This is a genomic window from Pseudomonas brenneri, assembly GCF_007858285.1.
GTDB lineage: Bacteria > Pseudomonadota > Gammaproteobacteria > Pseudomonadales > Pseudomonadaceae > Aquipseudomonas > Aquipseudomonas brenneri.
Window position 1 is genome coordinate 97,766 of the sequence record NZ_VFIL01000002.1, and the last position, 17,323, is coordinate 115,088.

Here is a 17,323-nt window from a genome sequence, read left to right on the forward strand (position 1 = left end):
TAAAAGCCCATGACATGTCATGGGCTTTTTATTTGCAATGCGCTTACACGTAGAAGGATTTCAGCGGTGGGAAGCCGTTGAATTCAACTGCGCTGTAGCTGGTGGTGTACGCACCGGTCGATAGCCAGTACAGGCGATCACCAATGGCCAGGTTCAGCGGCAGGCCATACTTGTAGTTTTCGTACATGATATCGGCGCTGTCGCAGGTAGGACCGGCGATGACCACTTCTTCCATCTCGCCTTTTTTCTCGGTCCAGATCGGGAACTTGATGGCTTCGTCCATGGTTTCGATCAGGCCGGAGAACTTGCCCACATCCGTGTACACCCAACGCTCGACGGCGGTGCGCGATTTACGTGCAACCAGCACCACTTCACTGACCAGGATCCCGGCGTTGGCGATCAACGAACGGCCTGGCTCCAGGATGATTTCCGGCAGTTCATCACCGAAGTCTTCCTTGAGGAAGCGGATGATTTCCTCGGCATAGGTTTCCAGGCTGTTGGTGCGGGTGATGTAGTTGGCCGGGAAGCCGCCGCCCATGTTGATCAGCTTGAGGTGGATGCCGTCTTCTTCTTTCAAACGCTCGAAAATCACCTTGACCTTGGCAATAGCCGCGTCCCACACGCTGATATCACGCTGCTGGGAACCGACGTGGAACGAGATGCCGTAGGGCACCAGGCCCAGGTCGCGCGCGAGGATCAGCAGGTCCATGGCCATGTCGGTCTGGCAGCCGAATTTGCGCGACAAAGGCCAGTCAGCCGTGGTCGAGCCTTCGGTGAGGATGCGCACATAGACTTTCGAACCCGGCGCGGCCTTGGCGATATTGCGCAGGTCGGCTTCGGAGTCAGTGGAGAACAGGCGCACGCCCTTCTCGTAGAAGTAGCGGATGTCCTTGGACTTTTTGATGGTGTTGCCGTAGCTGATACGGTCGGCGCTGACACCACGGTCCATGACCTTGTCCAGCTCGTAGATCGAGGCGATGTCGAAGCTCGAACCCTTGTCTTTCAACAGGTCGATGATCTCGACGGCAGGGTTGGCCTTGACGGCGTAGTACACCTTGGCGAATTCGAAACCGGCGCGCAGGTCATCGTAGGCCTGGCTGATCATCGCGGTGTCGATCACCACGAACGGGGTTTCTTGCTTGTCGGCGAACGCCTTCATTTTGTCAAACGTGGCGCGCGCGAAATAGTCTTCGACGTTGATCGACATGCTGGGAACTCCTAAGGGCAAACTAAATTGATCAATGGGTGCAAATGAACGTCCTCCGTATCCCCACTTTGGTTCGCCTACTTCCCAAGGCATGTCGCCGAAAGCAAAAAGGCCATGGGATAAGCTTCCCTTGGCCTTGCTGTCTCGTCGTCAGTACTTGAGCCGGATGGATCGTTTCCAGCATGGACGTTCGGCGCGAACTTTAGGGCGTGAGGAGCTTGAGATCAACTAAAAATGTCGCGTTTGTGCACGCGTTCGTCGCGAGGCGCAGTGCAGCTACTTATGTAACCGACCGGTGTGACGGATTGATGTTCCCCAAAGAAGAGGAATCAGGCTATTTCCTGACACCCAGCAGAACTAAATGTGGGAGCGAGCAAGCCCGCTCCCACAGTTTTGACCGAGAGGTGTCAGGTCAGGCCTGGGCGGTTTCTGCGGGCGACACAATACTGGTCTTGCCCCCACGGGACTTGCCGGAGCTCAGGTACTCGGCAATCGACTCCTGGGTCACTTCCCCCAAAAACACCCGCTCGGCATCCATCACCGGCAGCCACGAACGGTTGAACTCGTACATCCGTGACAGCAGGATGCGCAAGTGCTCGTCAAACGCCGCCGTGGCGTTGAATTCGCGCAGGTACTGGGCGCAGGTGCCGGTCTGACGATGCAGGTCGCGACGTCGCACATACCCCAGCGCCTTGTTCTCGGCGCAAGTGACCACCACATAGCGCCGGTCATGCTCGTCCATCAATTCCAGGGCATCGGCTACCGGGGTTTCCGGGCTGACCGACGGGGCGTTGTCCGCCGCGTCTTCGGCCTTGACCAGCAGCAGGCGCTTGAGGGTGCTGTCCTGGCCGACAAAGTTGCTGACAAATTCGTCGGCAGGATGGGCCAGCAGAGTGTCCGGGTGGTCGATCTGCAACAGCTTGCCGGCGCGGAAGATTGCGATCTTGTCGCCGAGCTTGATCGCCTCGTCGATGTCATGGCTGACCATGATCACGGTCTTGTTCAACGCACGCTGCATCTCGAAGAACTCGTTCTGGATCATCTCGCGGTTGATCGGGTCGACCGCGCCGAACGGTTCGTCCATCAACAGCAACGGCGCATCGGCCGCCAGGGCGCGGATCACGCCGATTCGTTGCTGCTGGCCGCCGGACAACTCGCGCGGGTAGCGGTGCAGATACTGCTTGGGTTCGAGCTTGATCATGCTCATCAATTCGCGGGCACGGTCATGGCATTTCTGCTTGTCCCAGCCCAGCAGCTTGGGCACCACCACGATGTTTTCCTCGATGGTCATGTTGGGGAACAGGCCGATCTGCTGGATCACATAGCCGATGTTGCGGCGCAGGGTCACTTCATCGAGGTCGGTGGTGTCTTCGCCGTTGATCAGGATCTTGCCCGAGGTCGGGCGGATCAGGCGGTTGATCATCTTCAGCGTGGTGCTCTTGCCGCAACCCGATGGGCCGAGGAACACACAAATTTCGCCTTCGTTGACGGTCAGGCTCACATCGTTAACGGCAGTAATGGTCTTGCCGTTGCTTTGGAAGGTCTTGGACAGGTTTTGAAGTTCGATCATTTGAGCAATCCTTTTGGAGTCAGCGAGCGTTGCAGCCATTGCAGAAGCAGGTCGGCGAAGATGGCCAGGAGACTGACCAGCACGGCGCCAACGATCAGCATCGACATGTCGCTGCGGCTGATGGAAGCCAGAATAAGTACACCCAGGCCGCCGGCGCCGATGGTGGCGGCAATGGTCATCACACCGATATTCATCACCACGGCAGTGCGCACGCCGGCGAGGATCACCGGCACCGCGATGGGCAACTCGACCATGCGCAGGCGCTGGCCGAAGGTCATGCCGATGCCTTTGGCGGCTTCGCGAATCCCAGGCTCCACGCCGGTCAGGGCCAGGTAGGTGTTACGCATGATCGGCAACAGCGAGTAGAGGAACACAGCGGTGATCGCCGGCATCGGCCCCAGGCCCTGGCCGAACTTGGAGTAGAACGGCAGCAGCAGGCCGAACAGGGCGATGGACGGCACGGTCAGCAACACCGTGGCACTGGCCTGCAACGGGCCAGCGAGGGTCGGGAAACGGGTCATCAGCACGCCCAGGGGCACGCCGACGACAATTGCGAGGATCACGGCGATACCGACCAGGGTGATGTGCTGCCAGGTCAGGTGCAGGACTTGGGCCCAATCAAGATGGGAAAAGGCGTTCAAAAATTCCATGTCTTCTCCTCTTTAGTTGAGTGGGTGCTGGCGCAGGAAATCAGCGGCAACTGCGGACGGGCTTTCATGGTCGACGTCGACCCGCGCGTTCAACTGGCGCATGGTTTCATCGTCGAACAGCGCCGCCAGTGGCTTGAGCTCGGCGGCCAGTTGCGGGTGGGCATCCAGATAAACCTGACGCACCACGGGCGCGGCGGTGTAGTCCGGGAAGTAATGCAGGTCATCTTCCAGCAGCTTCAACTTGAAGGCGTTGAGGCGCCCGTCAGTGGTGTACACCAACCCTGCAAACACCTGGCCGTTACGCAGCGCGGTGTAGACCAGGCCGGCGTCCATCTGGCGCGTGTTTTCGCGGGTCAGGTTCATCTCATACAGCTTGACCATGCCGGCCATGCCGTCGGAACGGTTGGCGAACTCGGTGTCCAGAGCCACCAGGCGGTGCTCCTTGGTGTCCTCTCGCATGGCGTTGTTCAGGTCGCTGATCGTATTGATCTGCGGGTGCTCGGCGGCCACTTTTTCTGGCAGTGCCAGGGCGTAGGTGTTGCTGAACTTCGATGGCGAGAGCCAGACCAGGCCTTTTTTCGCGTCGAGTTCTTTGACCCGTGCGTAGGACTGTTCGCTGTCGAGTTTTTCGTCCACATGGTTGTAGGCCACCAGGGACACGCCGGTGTATTCCCAGATCAGGTCCAGTTGCCCGCTTTCCTGGGCACTGCGCGCCAGGTTGCTGCCCAGGCCACCGGTCACGCGGGTGTCGTAACCCTTGGTGCGCAGATACTGGGAGGTGATTTCCGCGAGCAGGGTCTGCTCGGTGAACACTCGGGCGCCGATGCGGATCACCGGTTTTTCAGCGGCTTGCGCAATGCCTGCAAACAGCAGGACGCAGCCTAATATCAAGCTTATTTTTTTCATGTCGATTCCTTTACCCAGCCTTAAGACGCACGCACTCCGCGTTCCAGCCAGAGGCGGCTGGCCATGGTCACCAGGCCGTCAAGCAGCAAGGCCAGCAGCGCGGTACACGCGGCGCCGAGCAGTAATTGCGGCTGATTGTTCAGGGCGATGCCGGGGAAGATCAGGCTGCCCAGGCTGTTGGCACCAATCAGGAACGCCAGCGGTGCGGTGCCGACGTTGATCGCCAGGGCCACACGCACGCCACCGATGATGATCGGCACGGCGTTGGGCAGTTCGACGCGAAACAACACCTGGCGCGGGGTCATGCCGATGCCGACGGCCGCTTCCTTCAGGGAGCCCTGCACGTTTTTCAGGCCTTCATAGGTGTTGCGCACGATTGGCAGCAAGGAGGCGAGGAACAGGGCGAAGATCGCAGGGCCCATGCCGATGCCGAGGACGCCGAGGGCGATGGCCAGTACGGCCAGGGGAGGGACGGTGTTGCCGATGTTGAAGATCTGCATGAAACGTTCTGCGCGCCCGACCATATTCGGTCGGCTGAGCAGGATACCGGCGGGAATCCCTACAACGAGGGCGGCCAGCATGGAGACTAGAACGAGGATCAGGTGTGCTTGCAGGTAAAACAACAAATCGTCGCGGTACATCTCGATCGTGTTGATGCCGATCCAGTGGATCAGCAGGGCCAGGAGAGCGACGACAACCGCTCCTCCTATCAGCCCTTTGCCATAGCGAATAGCCACAGGCGGACTCCTTTATTTCAGTCGGCGAGCACATTCCCGTGTGGCATTGCCATTCCTGGCTGCCGGTCAATGTGGTCGCGAAAAGCAGCTCGCCAATGCCGGCAATACGGCGTTTGGTCGAACCATGAGCGCAGCCCCGTCAGGCTAACTTGCTGATATTTCAGCCTCTGTTACCAATGCGATAACAGGGGAGTGGACGTCTCCGCCTTTTAAAAGGTTCCATAATTGGCAGCATTTAGCCACCCCCAATCGGGTGAGCGGTGGTCTGGGTGCCTTGATTTACGCTATACTCGCCGCCCTTTTTTGACTCACCTGCCAGGCGATTTCCCATGACCCACCAGGCCGCCGAAGTCGCGAAACGCCGCACTTTCGCCATTATTTCCCACCCCGATGCCGGTAAAACCACCATCACCGAAAAGCTCCTGCTGATGGGCAAGGCGATCGCTGTGGCCGGCACGGTGAAATCCCGCAAGTCTGATCGCCATGCCACTTCCGACTGGATGGAGATGGAGAAGCAACGGGGTATTTCCATTACCACGTCGGTCATGCAGTTCCCTTACCGCGAACACATGATCAACCTGCTCGACACCCCGGGCCACGAAGACTTCTCCGAAGATACCTATCGCACCCTGACCGCAGTGGACTCGGCCTTGATGGTCCTCGACGGTGGTAAGGGCGTTGAGCCACGTACCATCGCGCTGATGGATGTCTGCCGCCTGCGTGACACGCCGATCGTCAGCTTTATCAACAAACTCGACCGTGATATCCGTGATCCGATCGAACTGCTCGATGAAATCGAAGCCGTCCTGAAAATCAAGGCTGCGCCGATTACCTGGCCGATTGGTTGCTACCGCGACTTCAAGGGCGTGTACCACCTGGCCGACGACTACATCATTGTCTACACCGCCGGCCACGGTCATGAACGCACCGACGTGAAAATCATCGAGAAACTCGATTCCGACGAAGCCCGCGCCCACCTGGGTGACGAGTACGACCGGTTTGTCGACCAACTTGAGCTGGTGCAGGGCGCCTGTCACGAATTCAACCAGCAGGAATTCCTCGACGGCCAGTTGACCCCGGTGTTCTTCGGTACGGCATTGGGCAACTTCGGTGTCGATCACGTGCTTGATGCGGTCGTGAACTGGGCGCCCAAGCCTCTGGCGCGGGTTGCCAACGAGCGCACGGTTGAGCCAGTCGAAGAAAAATTCACCGGTTTCGTGTTCAAGATCCAGGCGAACATGGACCCCAAGCACCGCGACCGTATCGCCTTTATGCGTATCTGCTCCGGCAAATACGAAAAGGGCATGAAGATGCGTCACGTGCGTACCGGCAAGGACGTGCGCATCGGCGACGCCCTGACGTTCTTCTCCTCCGAGCGTGAACAACTGGAAGAAGCGTTTGCCGGCGACATCATCGGCCTGCACAACCACGGCACCATCCAGATCGGCGACACCTTCACCGAAGGCGAGGCACTGGGCTTCACCGGTATCCCGCACTTCGCCCCGGAACTGTTCCGCCGCGTACGCCTGCGCGACCCGCTCAAGTCCAAGCAACTGCGCCAGGGTTTGCAGCAATTGGCCGAAGAGGGCGCGACCCAGGTGTTCTTCCCCGAGCGCAGCAACGACATCATCCTCGGCGCCGTCGGTGTGCTGCAGTTCGATGTGGTGGCCAGCCGCTTGAAAGAGGAATACAAGGTCGAGTGCTCCTACGAGCCAATCACCGTGTACTCCGCGCGCTGGATCGATTGCAGTGACAAGAAGAAACTGGAGGAGTTTTCCAACAAGGCGGTGGAAAACCTCGCCATCGACGGCGGCGGTCACCTGACCTACCTGGCGCCTACGCGGGTGAACCTGGCGCTGATGGAAGAGCGTTGGCCGGATGTGAAGTTCCGTGCGACACGTGAGCATCATTAACACAGGTATTTGTCGCTGAACTGAAAGCCCTACAGATTTATGTCTGTAGGGCTTTTTAGTTTCTGAGAGGTTCTGGACTGTCAACTGTCAAGGTTGACAGTTGACACTGAATGTCGTGCTTCCTACTTTGTAGGTGAGAGGCGTATGTCTTTCAATAACAGGGCTTGGAGAACGATATCATGTTAGATAGTCAGGAAATAGAAAAGAATCTGTTAAATGCCCAAGGGAAATTTGAATATACAGTGGATGGTGGGGTAGTTGTTATTCCTGTTTATAAATATACTCATTTTTTTCAGAATAGAACCTATACAGTTTTTATTGGGCGGGATACTGATTCTAGTGTCCAGCAAACGGGTGTTCATTTATTGTTCACCTATGATAAGTCACTTGAGTTCTGGGGGGGTGATGTTCCTCCTGGAGGAGATCTCATCGCCAATTTTTACAATGCAGGAGAAGTCTGGGGTAGCCAGGCAGGGAGTATTACTGGGATGTTCAGCGCTTCGCAAGGAGCGGCGTTTTTCCAGTTTGATTTTACAGCGCAGCGAAACTCACAGGTTAAGCGTATAAAGGGGTGCCTTCTGTTGAAGGAGAGTAATTTCTCTTCCTTAATTGATTTAGTATAAAGCTATTGCCCCTGACACGTTATCGAGTTCACGTTTCTGATTTTTTGCGAAGCCTATGACGCATGTAAAGTCTCAGGTACTCCGTACATATGTTGATTTGGGTGGTTTCTTTGAAAGCTTGAATGGAGAAAACTGAGGCTGTACAAGCATTATGATTGATGAGGCGGTAAAGTTATTTATTGTGTTCTCGGACTTTTTGGATAAAAAAGTCAAAATTTTGGTTGTCTGGTAGGGATTGATTTTAAGGCCCGGTGGTTACATCTGGAGAGTGAAATCATGTTGGATCGTCAGGAAATAGAGAAGAATTTACTAAATGCTCATGGCGCATTTGAATACACCGTTGATGGCGGGAACATTGTTACCCCAGCTTACAAGTACACTCATTTTTTGGATATGGGAGATAGAACTACGGCGATTTTAGTGGGGCGAAGTGCTGATAATGCTATCCGAGAAACGGGTGTTTATCTTAGTTTTAAATATGGAAGAGAGTTTTGGGGGGGACGATCTTGCTATCGGAGGGGATGTCGAAGCCATATTTTATTATCTCGGAGAACTCTGGGAAGGTAAGGTGGGAAGGGTTACTGGAATTGTCAATGTTTATCAAAAAGCGGCTTTTATTGAATTTGATTTTGTAGCGCATCGAAACTCACTAGACAAGCATATAAAAGGGTGTTGTATTTTAGAGGCGAATAATGCTTCTTTGTCTGGCGGTTCAGTATAGGAAGTCATGCTTGGTGGGGTGGGTGCCAGGGCCTAATGAACATTCATGGCGTTTGTTTATTGATGGCGTAAATAGTTTGAGGGTGGCTATTTGCAATGCCAGGTGGGAGGTGATTGAGGTCGTGGAGTGTTTTATGAGCATTTACCAAAGGGCGAGGCTATCATGGCTTCGCCCTTTTTGTGGGTAACGAATAGCAGAAACTTATAGGGTGTTGGGCCCTACCTTCAACTGTTTCAAGGAAAGCTCCGCCCCCACCCGCACCGCTTCAACCTGTGCAATCACCGCATCTTTTACAAGCGCTTCGCCAAAGTCGGTCAACTCCTGGTTTTTTATGTGCTCGACACTGAGGTAGAGCAAGTGCAGGGCAACATCCATGGCGCTTTGGAAAGAGATTAGCGTGTTGTTCTTGCCAAGCTCTTCCATGACCGCCTCCCAACGGCGATCCGATTCTTTCTGGAGGGTTTTGAATTCTTCAAAGGTGACGTCGCCATCTTTATAGATGGTGTTTAGTAAGTTTTCGAGTGAACGGGATATGTCGCGATACTTCATAAAGGTCTACCTGTTGATGAGGGTTTGGACGGCAGACTTTAATCGTGGATTTTTTGTGGGGCAATATTAATGGAGGAGATGTTACATGTTTCAGATTTTGCGAGGTAAGGTCGGGGGTTAACGAGTGTTGGTTGTAGTTGTTTTCTTTGTTAGTTGCCTTTTCTGGGCGGGGATTACAGATAAGTTCGAATCAAACTTGATCAACGATATTTCAACATCGTCGGAAAAAGCACCGCCCGGCAGGCCGGGCGGTGCAGGTGTTTTCGTTGAGGTGTAGCGTCAGAAGGAAGCAGTCACCGACGCAAAGTAAGCACGCCCCGGCTCGTTATAGGTCTGCGCGCCCGCGTCATCCGCATTGCCTTTGCGATACAGGCGCTTGTCCAGCAGGTTTTCGATACCCACGCGTACGCTCAGGTTCTTGGTGAACTCGTAGCCACTGCTCAGGCCCATCAGGCCGTACGGGTCGACATCCTGCTGCGCGCTGCTGTCGTAATTATTGGCACTGCGTGAATTGAGGGTCGGCGCTTCCTGTTTGCCGTAGTAGGTGCCGCTGACCTGGAACGACAGTTTGTCGGTGGCCTGCCAGTCCAGCGTGGTATTGACCGTGTACTTGGGAATGATGCTCAGTGGCTCGCCAGTGTCCTTGTCCTTGGAGTCGATCATGTAGGTCAGGTTGGTGTTCCAGGCCAGGTCGTCGCGCAGGTCCATGAACAGGTTGCCCTCGATCCCCTGGACCAGTGCCGCGCCGCTGTTTTCCCACTGCAGTACACGGCGGCCGCCGTCCAGGCGGAAAGCGGCCTGGTTGCTGGCATTGATTTTGTTCTTGTAGTCATTACGGAAGTAGGTCGCGCTGGTGCGCCAGGTGCCTTTGTCGAAGGCCAGGCCAATTTCCTTGTTGACGCTGATTTCCGGTTTCAGGTTCGGGTTGCCGATCAGGTAGCAACCGCCCGAGTTGGCTTCGCTGGCGTTGCAACCATTGCCGCGGCTGTACAGCAGGTAGTTGGGATTGGATTGATACAGGTTCGGCGTCTTGTAGGCCCGGGCGATACCACCCTTGAGGCTCAGTTCATCGGTCAACTGGTGCGAGGCGTTAAGGCTCGGGCTCCAGTTGCCGCCGTACTCTTCATGATTGTCGTAGCGCAGGCCGGGGGTGATGATGGTCTTGCTGCCGACTTCGATGTTGTCCTCGGCGAACAACGCATAGCTCGACGCGGTGGTCTTGGTGCTGCTGCGGCTGACGCCTGGGATGCCTGGGACAGCACCGGTGCCTGGGTCGTAGCTTTGTGGGCGCAGCGAGCCTGGATCGTTCATCGATTCGTAGAGGTATTCGCTGCCCAGGGTCAGTACCTGCTCAGTGCCGAAGCTCAGGGGCAGGTTGACTTCGGCAGTCGCTCGGGTATTGCGCAGGCGCGACTCAAAAGCACCCGCAGTGGCAGAAGGTGCACCTTCGCCGGAGCCCGCCAGGCCTTCGTTGAGACGCGCGTTGCGGGTCAGGTCGTGGCTCAGCGACGCCAGGGTCGAACCCCAGTCAAACTCGCCGCGATGGGTGGCGGAGAAACTGCTGCGCTGGATCACGCTGGTTTCCTTGCCCACCAGGCTGTTAACGAAGGTGCCGCCGCCGTTGAGCATGGTGTCGCCGGCAAAGATATTGCCCTGGCGGCTGTAGCTGGCTTCCAGGTCCAGGGTTTGCTCGGGGGTGAACTGCCAGCTGAGCAAGCCGTTGACGTCCTTGTTGCGCACACCTTCTCGGCCGGCTACCAACGAGTCGGCGCTGGCCTGCTCGGCCTGGTTGATGTTGGAGTCATCGGCGTCGGTCTTGTTCAGGCCACCGTAGACGCGGAACGCCAAGGTATCGCTCAATGGGCCGCTGAGGTTGAAGTTGGTGCGCTTGCTCATGCCTTCGGCATCGTCTTCGGGCAGCGACACGTAGGTGGTCAGCGAGCCGTGCAACTGGTCGGTCGGGCGCTTGGTGATGATGTTGATCACCCCGCCCATGGCGCCGGAGCCATAACGCGCGGCCGCCGGGCCACGGAGGATTTCGATGCGTTCGACTTCCTCGGCCGGTACCCAGTTGGTTTCGCCACGGGTATCACGGTCGCCGCTCCAGCCGTAGCGCACGGCGTTGCGCGAGGTCGACGGCTTGCCATCGATCAGGATCAGGGTATTTTCCGGGCCCATGCCGCGCAGGTCGATCTGGCGATTGTTGCCACGGCTGCCGCTGGAGCTGTTGCCGGTCAGGTTGACGCCTGGCTCACGGCGGATGATGTCCGACAGATCATTGGTCGGTGGGCGCTTCTTGATGTCTTCGGCGGTGATGATCGACACGCCGGGGGCTTGTTTGAGCTCTTCGGCGGCGGTGCCCAGGATTCGTGTTTCGCTCAGTTCCAAGGCTTGGGAGGTGCCGTCGACGGGCAGGTCGGTCGTCTCTATCGGGACTTTGCCGTGTTCTTTCTCCTGGGTATCTGCCAGCAGTGTGGGAGACGAAAGGGCGGCGATAAGCGCCAGGGAAAAACGGCTGAGCCTGAATCGAGGGGACATGTGAGTAAAATCCTTTAAGGAAGGTGGTAACTGGGCGAGATGCACCAGAACTGCCTTCCAGCAGGATTCGGCGCTCTCTATGCGCCGGAATGCTATTCATTATCAAATGTAAGTAAATGTCATTTACAACTTTTACACTTTGGCCGGGCCTCGATGCGGCCCCAAAAAACAAAAAAGCCCCTCCTGCCAGACTGATGCGCAATCTGGCGGGAGAGGCTGTACAACTCGGTATCACCACGATCCCCTGTGGGAGCGGGCTTGCTCGCGAAGGCGGCGTATCAGTCACTGAATGGGGGGCTGACCCACCGCTTTCGCGAGCAAGCCCGCTCCCACACAAGCCCGTTCCCACAGGCTTTAGGCCACGAACTGCTCCGCGTGATGGCAAGCTACCTGGCGGTTGTCCAGTTCGCGTAACAGCGGCTCTTCACTGCTGCAGCGCTCGGTCGCGTACGGGCAGCGCTTGTGGAAGGCGCAGCCAGGTGGCGGGTTCAACGGGTTGGGCAGTTCGCCGACGATCTTGATTTTCGGTTTGTTCGGGTCCGGGTGAATGGTCGGGGTGGCCGACAACAGCGCCTGGGTGTACGGGTGCAGGGGGCGTGCGTAGATGTCTTCCTTGGGACCCACTTCCACCGGGCGGCCGAGATACATCACCATCACGTCATCCGCCACGTGCTGGACGACCGCCAGGTTGTGGGAGATGAACACATAGGCCGTGTTGTACTGCTGCTGCAAATCCATGAACAGGTTGAGCACCTGGGCCTGGATCGACACGTCCAGCGCCGAGGTCGGTTCGTCCGCCACCAGCACTTTGGGTTGCAGCATCATCGCCCGGGCCAGGGCGATCCGCTGGCGCTGGCCACCGGAGAACATATGCGGGTAGCGCTGGTAATGCTCAGGGCGCAGGCCCACTTGCTTCATCATCGCCTGGACTTTTTCCCGGCGCTCGGCGGCGGACAGGTTGGTGTTGATCAGCAGCGGCTCGCCCAGTTGATCACCGACTTTCTGCCGTGGGTTCAACGACGCGTAAGGGCTCTGGAACACCATCTGCACGTCTTTGCGCAGTTGCTTGCGCTGGGCCTTGTCGGCGCCGGCGACTTCCTGGCCGGCGATTTTCAAGGAGCCGGACGATGGCTCTTCAATCAGCGTCAGCGCCCGGGCCAGGGTGGATTTGCCGCAACCGGACTCACCCACGACAGCCAGGGTCTTGCCGGCTTCCAGTTCGAACGACACGCCATTGAGGGCGCGCACGGTGGCGTGGCCCTTGAACAGGCCACGGGACACTTCGTAGTGACGGGTCAGGTCGCGGGCGGTAAGAACGACGGCCATTACGCCACCTCCTGATTCAAGGGGTAGAAGCAGCGCACAAGGCTGTGGGCTTGCGGGTCCAGGCTCGGACGGGTCTGGCGGCAGCTGTCCTGCACGTAGGGGCAGCGTGGCGACAACAGGCAGCCTTGCGGGCGGTCATAACGACCGGGGACGATGCCCGGCAAGGTTGCCAGGCGCTCGGCGCCCATGCTGTGTTCCGGGATCGCCGCCAGCAATGCCTCGCTGTAAGGATGCGCGGGTACGTCGAACAAGCCCGGCACCTGGCCGACTTCCACGGCTTGGCCGGCATACATCACGCATACGCGCTGGGCGGTTTCTGCTACCACCGCGAGGTCGTGGGTGATCAGTACCAGGCCCATGTTCTGTTCTTTCTGCAGGGCCAGCAGCAGCTCCATGATCTGCGCCTGGATGGTCACGTCCAACGCCGTGGTCGGCTCATCCGCGATCAGCAGCTTGGGCTCGCCGGCAATGGCCATGGCAATCGCTACACGCTGGCTCATGCCGCCCGACAACTGGTGCGGGTAGGCGTCCATGCGGCTGGCAGCGCCGGGGATTTCGACTTTTTCCAGCAACTCGATGGCACGCTTGCGCGCTTGCTTGCCGGACATTTTCAGGTGCAGGCGCAGCACTTCTTCAATCTGGAACCCCACGGTATAGCTGGGGTTCAGCGCGGTCATCGGGTCCTGGAAGACCATCGCCAGGTCTTTGCCGACGATCTGCCGGCGCTGGCGATTGCTCAGCTTGAGCATGTCCTTGCCGTCGAAGGTCAGCGAGTCGGCGCTGACGATGCCGGGATGCTCGATCAGGCCCATCAGCGCCATCATGGTCACGGATTTACCCGAGCCCGACTCGCCAACGATGGCCAGTACTTCGCCTTTGTCCACGGATAGGTCGAGCCCGTCGACCACTGGCACGGCAGTCTTGTCGCCGAAGCGCACATTGAGATTCTTGATTTCTAGCAGTGACATGGGAATCTCCTCACGCGGCATTCTTGAGTTTCGGATCCAGCGCATCGCGCAGTCCGTCGCCCATCAGGTTGATTGCCAGCACGCTGAGCAAAATGGTCAAGCCAGGCAGGCTCACGACCCACCAGGCACGTTCGATGTAGTCACGGGCCGAGGCCAGCATGGTGCCCCACTCGGGGGTTGGCGGTTGCACGCCAAGGCCGAGGAAACCCAGGGCCGCAGCATCGAGAATCGCCGAGGAAAAGCTCAAGGTCGCCTGCACGATCAGGGGGGCCATGCAGTTGGGCAGCACTGTGACGAACATCAGGCGTGGCAGACCGGCACCGGCCAGGCGCGCGGCCGTCACGTAGTCACGGTTGAGCTCGCCCATCACTGCTGCGCGGGTCAGGCGCACGTAGGATGGCAGCGACACGATCGCAATCGCGATCACGGTGTTGATCAGGCCAGGGCCGAGGATGGCGACAATCGCCACGGCCAGCAGCAGCGACGGCAGGGCCAGCATGATGTCCATCAGGCGCATGATGGTCGGGCCGAGCAGGCGCGGGAAGAACCCGGCGAACAGGCCCAGCAGGATCCCCGGGATCAGCGACATCACCACCGACGACAAGCCGATCAGCAACGACAGGCGCGAGCCCTGGATCAGGCGCGACAGCAGGTCGCGGCCCAGTTCGTCGGTGCCCAGCAGGAACTGTATCTGCCCGCCTTCAAGCCACGACGGCGGGGTCAGCAGGAAGTCGCGGTATTGCTCGCTCGGGTTATGGGGGGCCACCCACGGGGCGAAGATCGCACAGAACACGATCAGCAACATGAACAGCAGGCCGGCAACCGCGCCCTTGTTCTTGGAGAAGGCTTGCCAGAATTCTTTGTACGGCGACGGGTACAGCAGGCTTTGATCGACTGCTGACACTTGAGTAGGTGTGGTCATGGTCATGATCTCAGCGCTGGTGACGGATGCGTGGGTTGGCGAAGCCGTAGAGGATATCCACCACGAAGTTCACCAGGATCACCAGGCAGGCGATCAGCAGGATGCCGTTTTGCACCACCGGGTAGTCCCGTGCGCCAATGGCTTCGATCAGCCATTTGCCGATGCCGGGCCAGGAGAAGATGGTTTCGGTCAGGACTGCACCGGCCAGCAACGTGCCGACTTGCAGGCCGACCACGGTCAACACCGGAATCAGCGCATTACGCAGGCCGTGTACGAATACCACGCGCGCCGGCGACAGGCCTTTGGCCTTGGCGGTGCGGATGTAGTCTTCGCGCAGGACTTCGAGCATCGAGGAGCGGGTCATCCGCGCAATCACCGCCAGCGGGATGGTGCCGAGCACGATGGCTGGCAGGATCAGGTGGTGCAGGGCATCCCAGAACGCGTCCGGCTCGTCGGCCAGCAAGGTGTCGATCAGCATGAAGCCGGTGCGTGGCTCGATGTCGTAGAGCAGGTCGATACGCCCGGAAACCGGGGTCCAGCCCAGGCTCACGGAGAAGAACATGATCAGGATCAGGCCCCACCAGAAGATCGGCATCGAATATCCCGCCAGGGAGATGCCCATCACCCCATGGTCGAACAGGGATCCTCGCTTCAAGGCCGCGATCACCCCGGCCAATAGCCCGAGGATGCCGGCGAACAACAGGGCGGCCATGGACAGTTCCAGGGTCGCGGGGAACAGGGCGCTGAACTCGGTCCAAACGCTGGTGCGGGTCCGCAGGGATTCGCCGAGGTCGCCCTGGGCGAGCTTGCCGACGTAGTCCAGGTATTGCGCATACAAGGGTTTGTTCAAGCCAAGGCGTTCCATTGCCTGGGCGTGCATCTCGGGGTCAACCCGCCTCTCGCCCATCATGACTTCTACGGGGTCGCCAGGGATCATGCGAATCAACGCAAAAGTCAGCAACGTGATGCCGAAAAACGTTGGGATCAATAATCCCAATCGGCGGGCAATAAAACTAAACATCGTGGTATCTACCTCAATCAGCCGGTTAGGCAGGTCCGGCACCGTCAATGTCGACGGCGCCGGGCGTCTCTTATTACTTCACCTGGGTGGTGGCGAAGTTATTGTTGGTCAGGGGGCTTTGGGTATAACCCTCGACGTTTTTACGCATGGCGGTGAACATTTTCGGGTAGGCCATGGGGATCCACGGTTGGTCCTTGTCGAAAACGTCCAGCGCTTGTTCATAGAGTGCGGCGCGCTGTGTGGGTTCAGCGATGGCGCGGGCCTTGTCGATCAAGCCCTGAAACTCCTGGTTACACCAACGGGCGTAGTTTTCGCCGTTTTTCGCTGCATCGCAACTCAGGTTCGGCGTGAGGAAGTTGTCTGGATCGCCGTTATCCCCGGCCCAGCCGGCAGAGACCATGTCGTGCTCGCCAGCCTTGGCGCGCTTGAGCATTTCGCCCCACTCCATGACCCTGATATTGACCTTCAGGCCAATCTGCGCCAGATCCGCCTGCATACGCTGGGCGCCAAGCATCGGGTTGGGGTTGGTCGGGCCGCCGCCGTTGCGGGTGAACAGGGTGAACTCAGTGCCTTCTGGCACGCCGGCTTCCTTGAGCAAGGCGCGGGCCTTGTCCAGGTCGCGGGCCGGGTTTTTCAGTTTGTCGTTGAAGCCTAGCAGGGTCGGCGGGTACGGGCCGGTGGCGTCGACGGCATTGCCTTTGCCGTACAGGGATTCGTTATAGCCTTGTTTGTCGAACGCGATGTTGATCGCGTGGCGCACCCGCGCGTCGCTCATGTACTTGTGGGTGGTGTTCATGGCGGTGTAGGCGGTGGTCATCGCCGCCAGTTCCGCGACCTTCAGGTTTGGATCGGCCTTGATGCTCGGCAGGTCATCGGGCTTGGGGTACAGGGCGATCTGGCACTCATTGGCCTTGAGCTTTTGCAGGCGCACGTTGTTATCCACCGCGATCGCCAGGATCAGCGGGTCGGCGGGCGGCTTGCCACGGAAGTACTCCGGGTTGGCCTTGAAGCGCACCTGGGCGTCTTTCTGGTAGCGGGTGAAAATGAACGGGCCGGTGCCGATCGGCTTGCTGTTGAGCTCGCCGGTCTTGTTGGCGGCCAGCAGCTTGTCGGCGTATTCGGCGGAATGGATGGCGGTGAACGGCATCGCGACATCGGCCAGGAACGGCGCTTCGGGGCGGGTCAGGGTGAAGATCACGGTGTGGTCATCGGTCTTCTCGACGCTTTTGAGCAGTTCCTTGAAACCCATGCTTTCGAAATAGGGGAAGCCGGTGGTGGACTTGTCGTGCCATGGGTGTTTCGGGTCCAGTTGACGCTGGAAGCTCCAGAGCACGTCGTCGGCATTCAGGTTACGCGTGGGCTTGAAGTAGTCGGTGGTATGGAACTTGACGTCATCGCGCAGGTGGAACGTATAGGTCAGGCCGTCTTCACTGATGTCCCAGGACTTGGCGAGCGCGGGCACGATTTGGGTCGTGCCAGGCTTGAAGTCCACCAGGCGGTTGAACATGGTTTCGGCGGCGGCGTCGGCGGTGACGGCCGTGGTGTACAGGACCGGGTCGAAGCCTTCCGGGCTGGCTTCGGTGCAGACCACCAGCGGCTTGGCTGAAATGCCGACGGCCACACTCAACAGCGCAGCAGCGATGGCTGCTTGTAACGGGAGCATTTTCATCTA

At 58.4% G+C, this 17,323-nt stretch carries 15 protein-coding genes; 3 read left to right on the forward strand and 12 right to left on the reverse strand.

The window, feature by feature from the left end; genetic code table 11:
• Positions 1 to 43: 43 nt before the first annotated feature.
• From FJD34_RS03715 to FJD34_RS03735, 5 genes are all read right to left on the reverse strand, one after another.
• A complete protein-coding gene (locus tag FJD34_RS03715; protein WP_032861941.1) occupies positions 44 to 1,207 on the reverse strand; it encodes a type III PLP-dependent enzyme in 1,164 nt (387 codons plus the stop codon).
• A gap of 412 nt (positions 1,208 to 1,619) precedes the next feature.
• Positions 1,620 to 2,777: an osmoprotectant ABC transporter ATP-binding protein OsmV gene (locus tag FJD34_RS03720; RefSeq protein WP_032860144.1), complete on the reverse strand. Its 1,158-nt coding sequence runs from the start codon at positions 2,775 to 2,777 to the stop codon at positions 1,620 to 1,622.
• Positions 2,774 to 3,427, reverse strand: coding sequence for an ABC transporter permease (locus FJD34_RS03725; protein WP_027604864.1), 654 nt, complete (start codon positions 3,425 to 3,427; stop codon positions 2,774 to 2,776). The genes FJD34_RS03720 and FJD34_RS03725 overlap by 4 nt, the downstream gene beginning before the upstream one ends.
• A gap of 12 nt (positions 3,428 to 3,439) precedes the next feature.
• Positions 3,440 to 4,333 carry a glycine betaine ABC transporter substrate-binding protein gene (locus FJD34_RS03730; protein ID WP_032860143.1) on the reverse strand — a complete coding sequence of 298 codons (894 nt, stop codon included), beginning with the start codon at positions 4,331 to 4,333 and terminating at the stop codon, positions 3,440 to 3,442.
• Positions 4,334 to 4,353: 20 nt separating this feature from the next.
• Positions 4,354 to 5,070: an ABC transporter permease gene (locus tag FJD34_RS03735; RefSeq protein ID WP_032860141.1), complete on the reverse strand. Its 717-nt coding sequence runs from the start codon at positions 5,068 to 5,070 to the stop codon at positions 4,354 to 4,356.
• Between the two features lie 329 nt (positions 5,071 to 5,399).
• Here FJD34_RS03735 and FJD34_RS03740 point away from each other — a divergent pair, with 329 nt between their 5' ends.
• The 3 genes from FJD34_RS03740 to FJD34_RS03750 all read left to right on the forward strand — a co-directional run bounded on the left by FJD34_RS03740 (position 5,400) and on the right by FJD34_RS03750 (position 8,327).
• On the forward strand, positions 5,400 to 6,983 hold the full coding sequence (locus FJD34_RS03740; RefSeq protein WP_032860140.1) for a peptide chain release factor 3: 1,584 nt from the start codon (positions 5,400 to 5,402) through the stop codon (positions 6,981 to 6,983).
• A 179-nt stretch (positions 6,984 to 7,162) separates the two neighbouring features.
• On the forward strand, positions 7,163 to 7,606 hold the full coding sequence (locus FJD34_RS03745) for a hypothetical protein (protein WP_090292055.1): 444 nt from the start codon (positions 7,163 to 7,165) through the stop codon (positions 7,604 to 7,606).
• Between the two features lie 439 nt (positions 7,607 to 8,045).
• A complete protein-coding gene (locus tag FJD34_RS03750) occupies positions 8,046 to 8,327 on the forward strand; it encodes a hypothetical protein (RefSeq protein WP_146552179.1) in 282 nt (93 codons plus the stop codon).
• Between the two features lie 201 nt (positions 8,328 to 8,528).
• Here the strand turns inward: FJD34_RS03750 and FJD34_RS03755 are convergent, their stop codons facing one another.
• The 7 genes from FJD34_RS03755 to FJD34_RS03785 form a co-directional block, all read right to left on the reverse strand.
• Positions 8,529 to 8,876, reverse strand: coding sequence for a hypothetical protein (locus tag FJD34_RS03755; protein WP_090292053.1), 348 nt, complete (start codon positions 8,874 to 8,876; stop codon positions 8,529 to 8,531).
• Positions 8,877 to 9,155: 279 nt separating this feature from the next.
• The gene (locus FJD34_RS03760; RefSeq protein WP_032860138.1) at positions 9,156 to 11,414 is read right to left on the reverse strand and encodes a TonB-dependent siderophore receptor; all 2,259 of its coding nucleotides are present in this window, start codon (positions 11,412 to 11,414) and stop codon (positions 9,156 to 9,158) included.
• 354 nt (positions 11,415 to 11,768) lie between these two features.
• Positions 11,769 to 12,740 (reverse strand): peptide ABC transporter ATP-binding protein, encoded by a 972-nt coding sequence (locus tag FJD34_RS03765; protein WP_029291946.1) that lies wholly within the window; start codon positions 12,738 to 12,740, stop codon positions 11,769 to 11,771.
• Positions 12,740 to 13,708 (reverse strand): ABC transporter ATP-binding protein, encoded by a 969-nt coding sequence (locus FJD34_RS03770; protein WP_032860136.1) that lies wholly within the window; start codon positions 13,706 to 13,708, stop codon positions 12,740 to 12,742. The genes FJD34_RS03765 and FJD34_RS03770 overlap by 1 nt, the downstream gene beginning before the upstream one ends.
• Before the next feature lie 10 nt (positions 13,709 to 13,718).
• Positions 13,719 to 14,630 (reverse strand): ABC transporter permease subunit, encoded by a 912-nt coding sequence (locus FJD34_RS03775; RefSeq protein ID WP_029291943.1) that lies wholly within the window; start codon positions 14,628 to 14,630, stop codon positions 13,719 to 13,721.
• A 10-nt stretch (positions 14,631 to 14,640) separates the two neighbouring features.
• A complete protein-coding gene (locus FJD34_RS03780) occupies positions 14,641 to 15,651 on the reverse strand; it encodes an ABC transporter permease subunit (RefSeq protein WP_032860135.1) in 1,011 nt (336 codons plus the stop codon).
• Between the two features lie 73 nt (positions 15,652 to 15,724).
• Positions 15,725 to 17,320 carry an ABC transporter substrate-binding protein gene (locus tag FJD34_RS03785; protein WP_032860134.1) on the reverse strand — a complete coding sequence of 532 codons (1,596 nt, stop codon included), beginning with the start codon at positions 17,318 to 17,320 and terminating at the stop codon, positions 15,725 to 15,727.
• Positions 17,321 to 17,323: the final 3 nt, after the last annotated feature.

What these genes read in the sequence shown, in the direction of transcription:
- FJD34_RS03765 (WP_029291946.1), bottom strand. Translation starts at nt 12,740, where the DNA reads ATGGCCGTCGTTCTTACCGCCCGCGACCTGACCCGTCACTACGAAGTG.
- FJD34_RS03770 (WP_032860136.1), bottom strand. Translation starts at nt 13,708, where the DNA reads ATGTCACTGCTAGAAATCAAGAATCTCAATGTGCGCTTCGGCGACAAG.
- FJD34_RS03760 (WP_032860138.1), bottom strand. Translation starts at nt 11,414, where the DNA reads ATGTCCCCTCGATTCAGGCTCAGCCGTTTTTCCCTGGCGCTTATCGCC.
- FJD34_RS03740 (WP_032860140.1), top strand. Translation starts at nt 5,400, where the DNA reads ATGACCCACCAGGCCGCCGAAGTCGCGAAACGCCGCACTTTCGCCATT.
- FJD34_RS03745 (WP_090292055.1), top strand. Translation starts at nt 7,163, where the DNA reads ATGTTAGATAGTCAGGAAATAGAAAAGAATCTGTTAAATGCCCAAGGG.
- FJD34_RS03755 (WP_090292053.1), bottom strand. Translation starts at nt 8,876, where the DNA reads ATGAAGTATCGCGACATATCCCGTTCACTCGAAAACTTACTAAACACC.
- FJD34_RS03725 (WP_027604864.1), bottom strand. Translation starts at nt 3,427, where the DNA reads ATGGAATTTTTGAACGCCTTTTCCCATCTTGATTGGGCCCAAGTCCTG.
- FJD34_RS03730 (WP_032860143.1), bottom strand. Translation starts at nt 4,333, where the DNA reads ATGAAAAAAATAAGCTTGATATTAGGCTGCGTCCTGCTGTTTGCAGGC.
- FJD34_RS03720 (WP_032860144.1), bottom strand. Translation starts at nt 2,777, where the DNA reads ATGATCGAACTTCAAAACCTGTCCAAGACCTTCCAAAGCAACGGCAAG.
- FJD34_RS03775 (WP_029291943.1), bottom strand. Translation starts at nt 14,630, where the DNA reads ATGACCACACCTACTCAAGTGTCAGCAGTCGATCAAAGCCTGCTGTAC.
- FJD34_RS03780 (WP_032860135.1), bottom strand. Translation starts at nt 15,651, where the DNA reads ATGTTTAGTTTTATTGCCCGCCGATTGGGATTATTGATCCCAACGTTT.
- FJD34_RS03785 (WP_032860134.1), bottom strand. Translation starts at nt 17,320, where the DNA reads ATGAAAATGCTCCCGTTACAAGCAGCCATCGCTGCTGCGCTGTTGAGT.
- FJD34_RS03715 (WP_032861941.1), bottom strand. Translation starts at nt 1,207, where the DNA reads ATGTCGATCAACGTCGAAGACTATTTCGCGCGCGCCACGTTTGACAAA.
- FJD34_RS03750 (WP_146552179.1), top strand. Translation starts at nt 8,046, where the DNA reads ATGCTATCCGAGAAACGGGTGTTTATCTTAGTTTTAAATATGGAAGAG.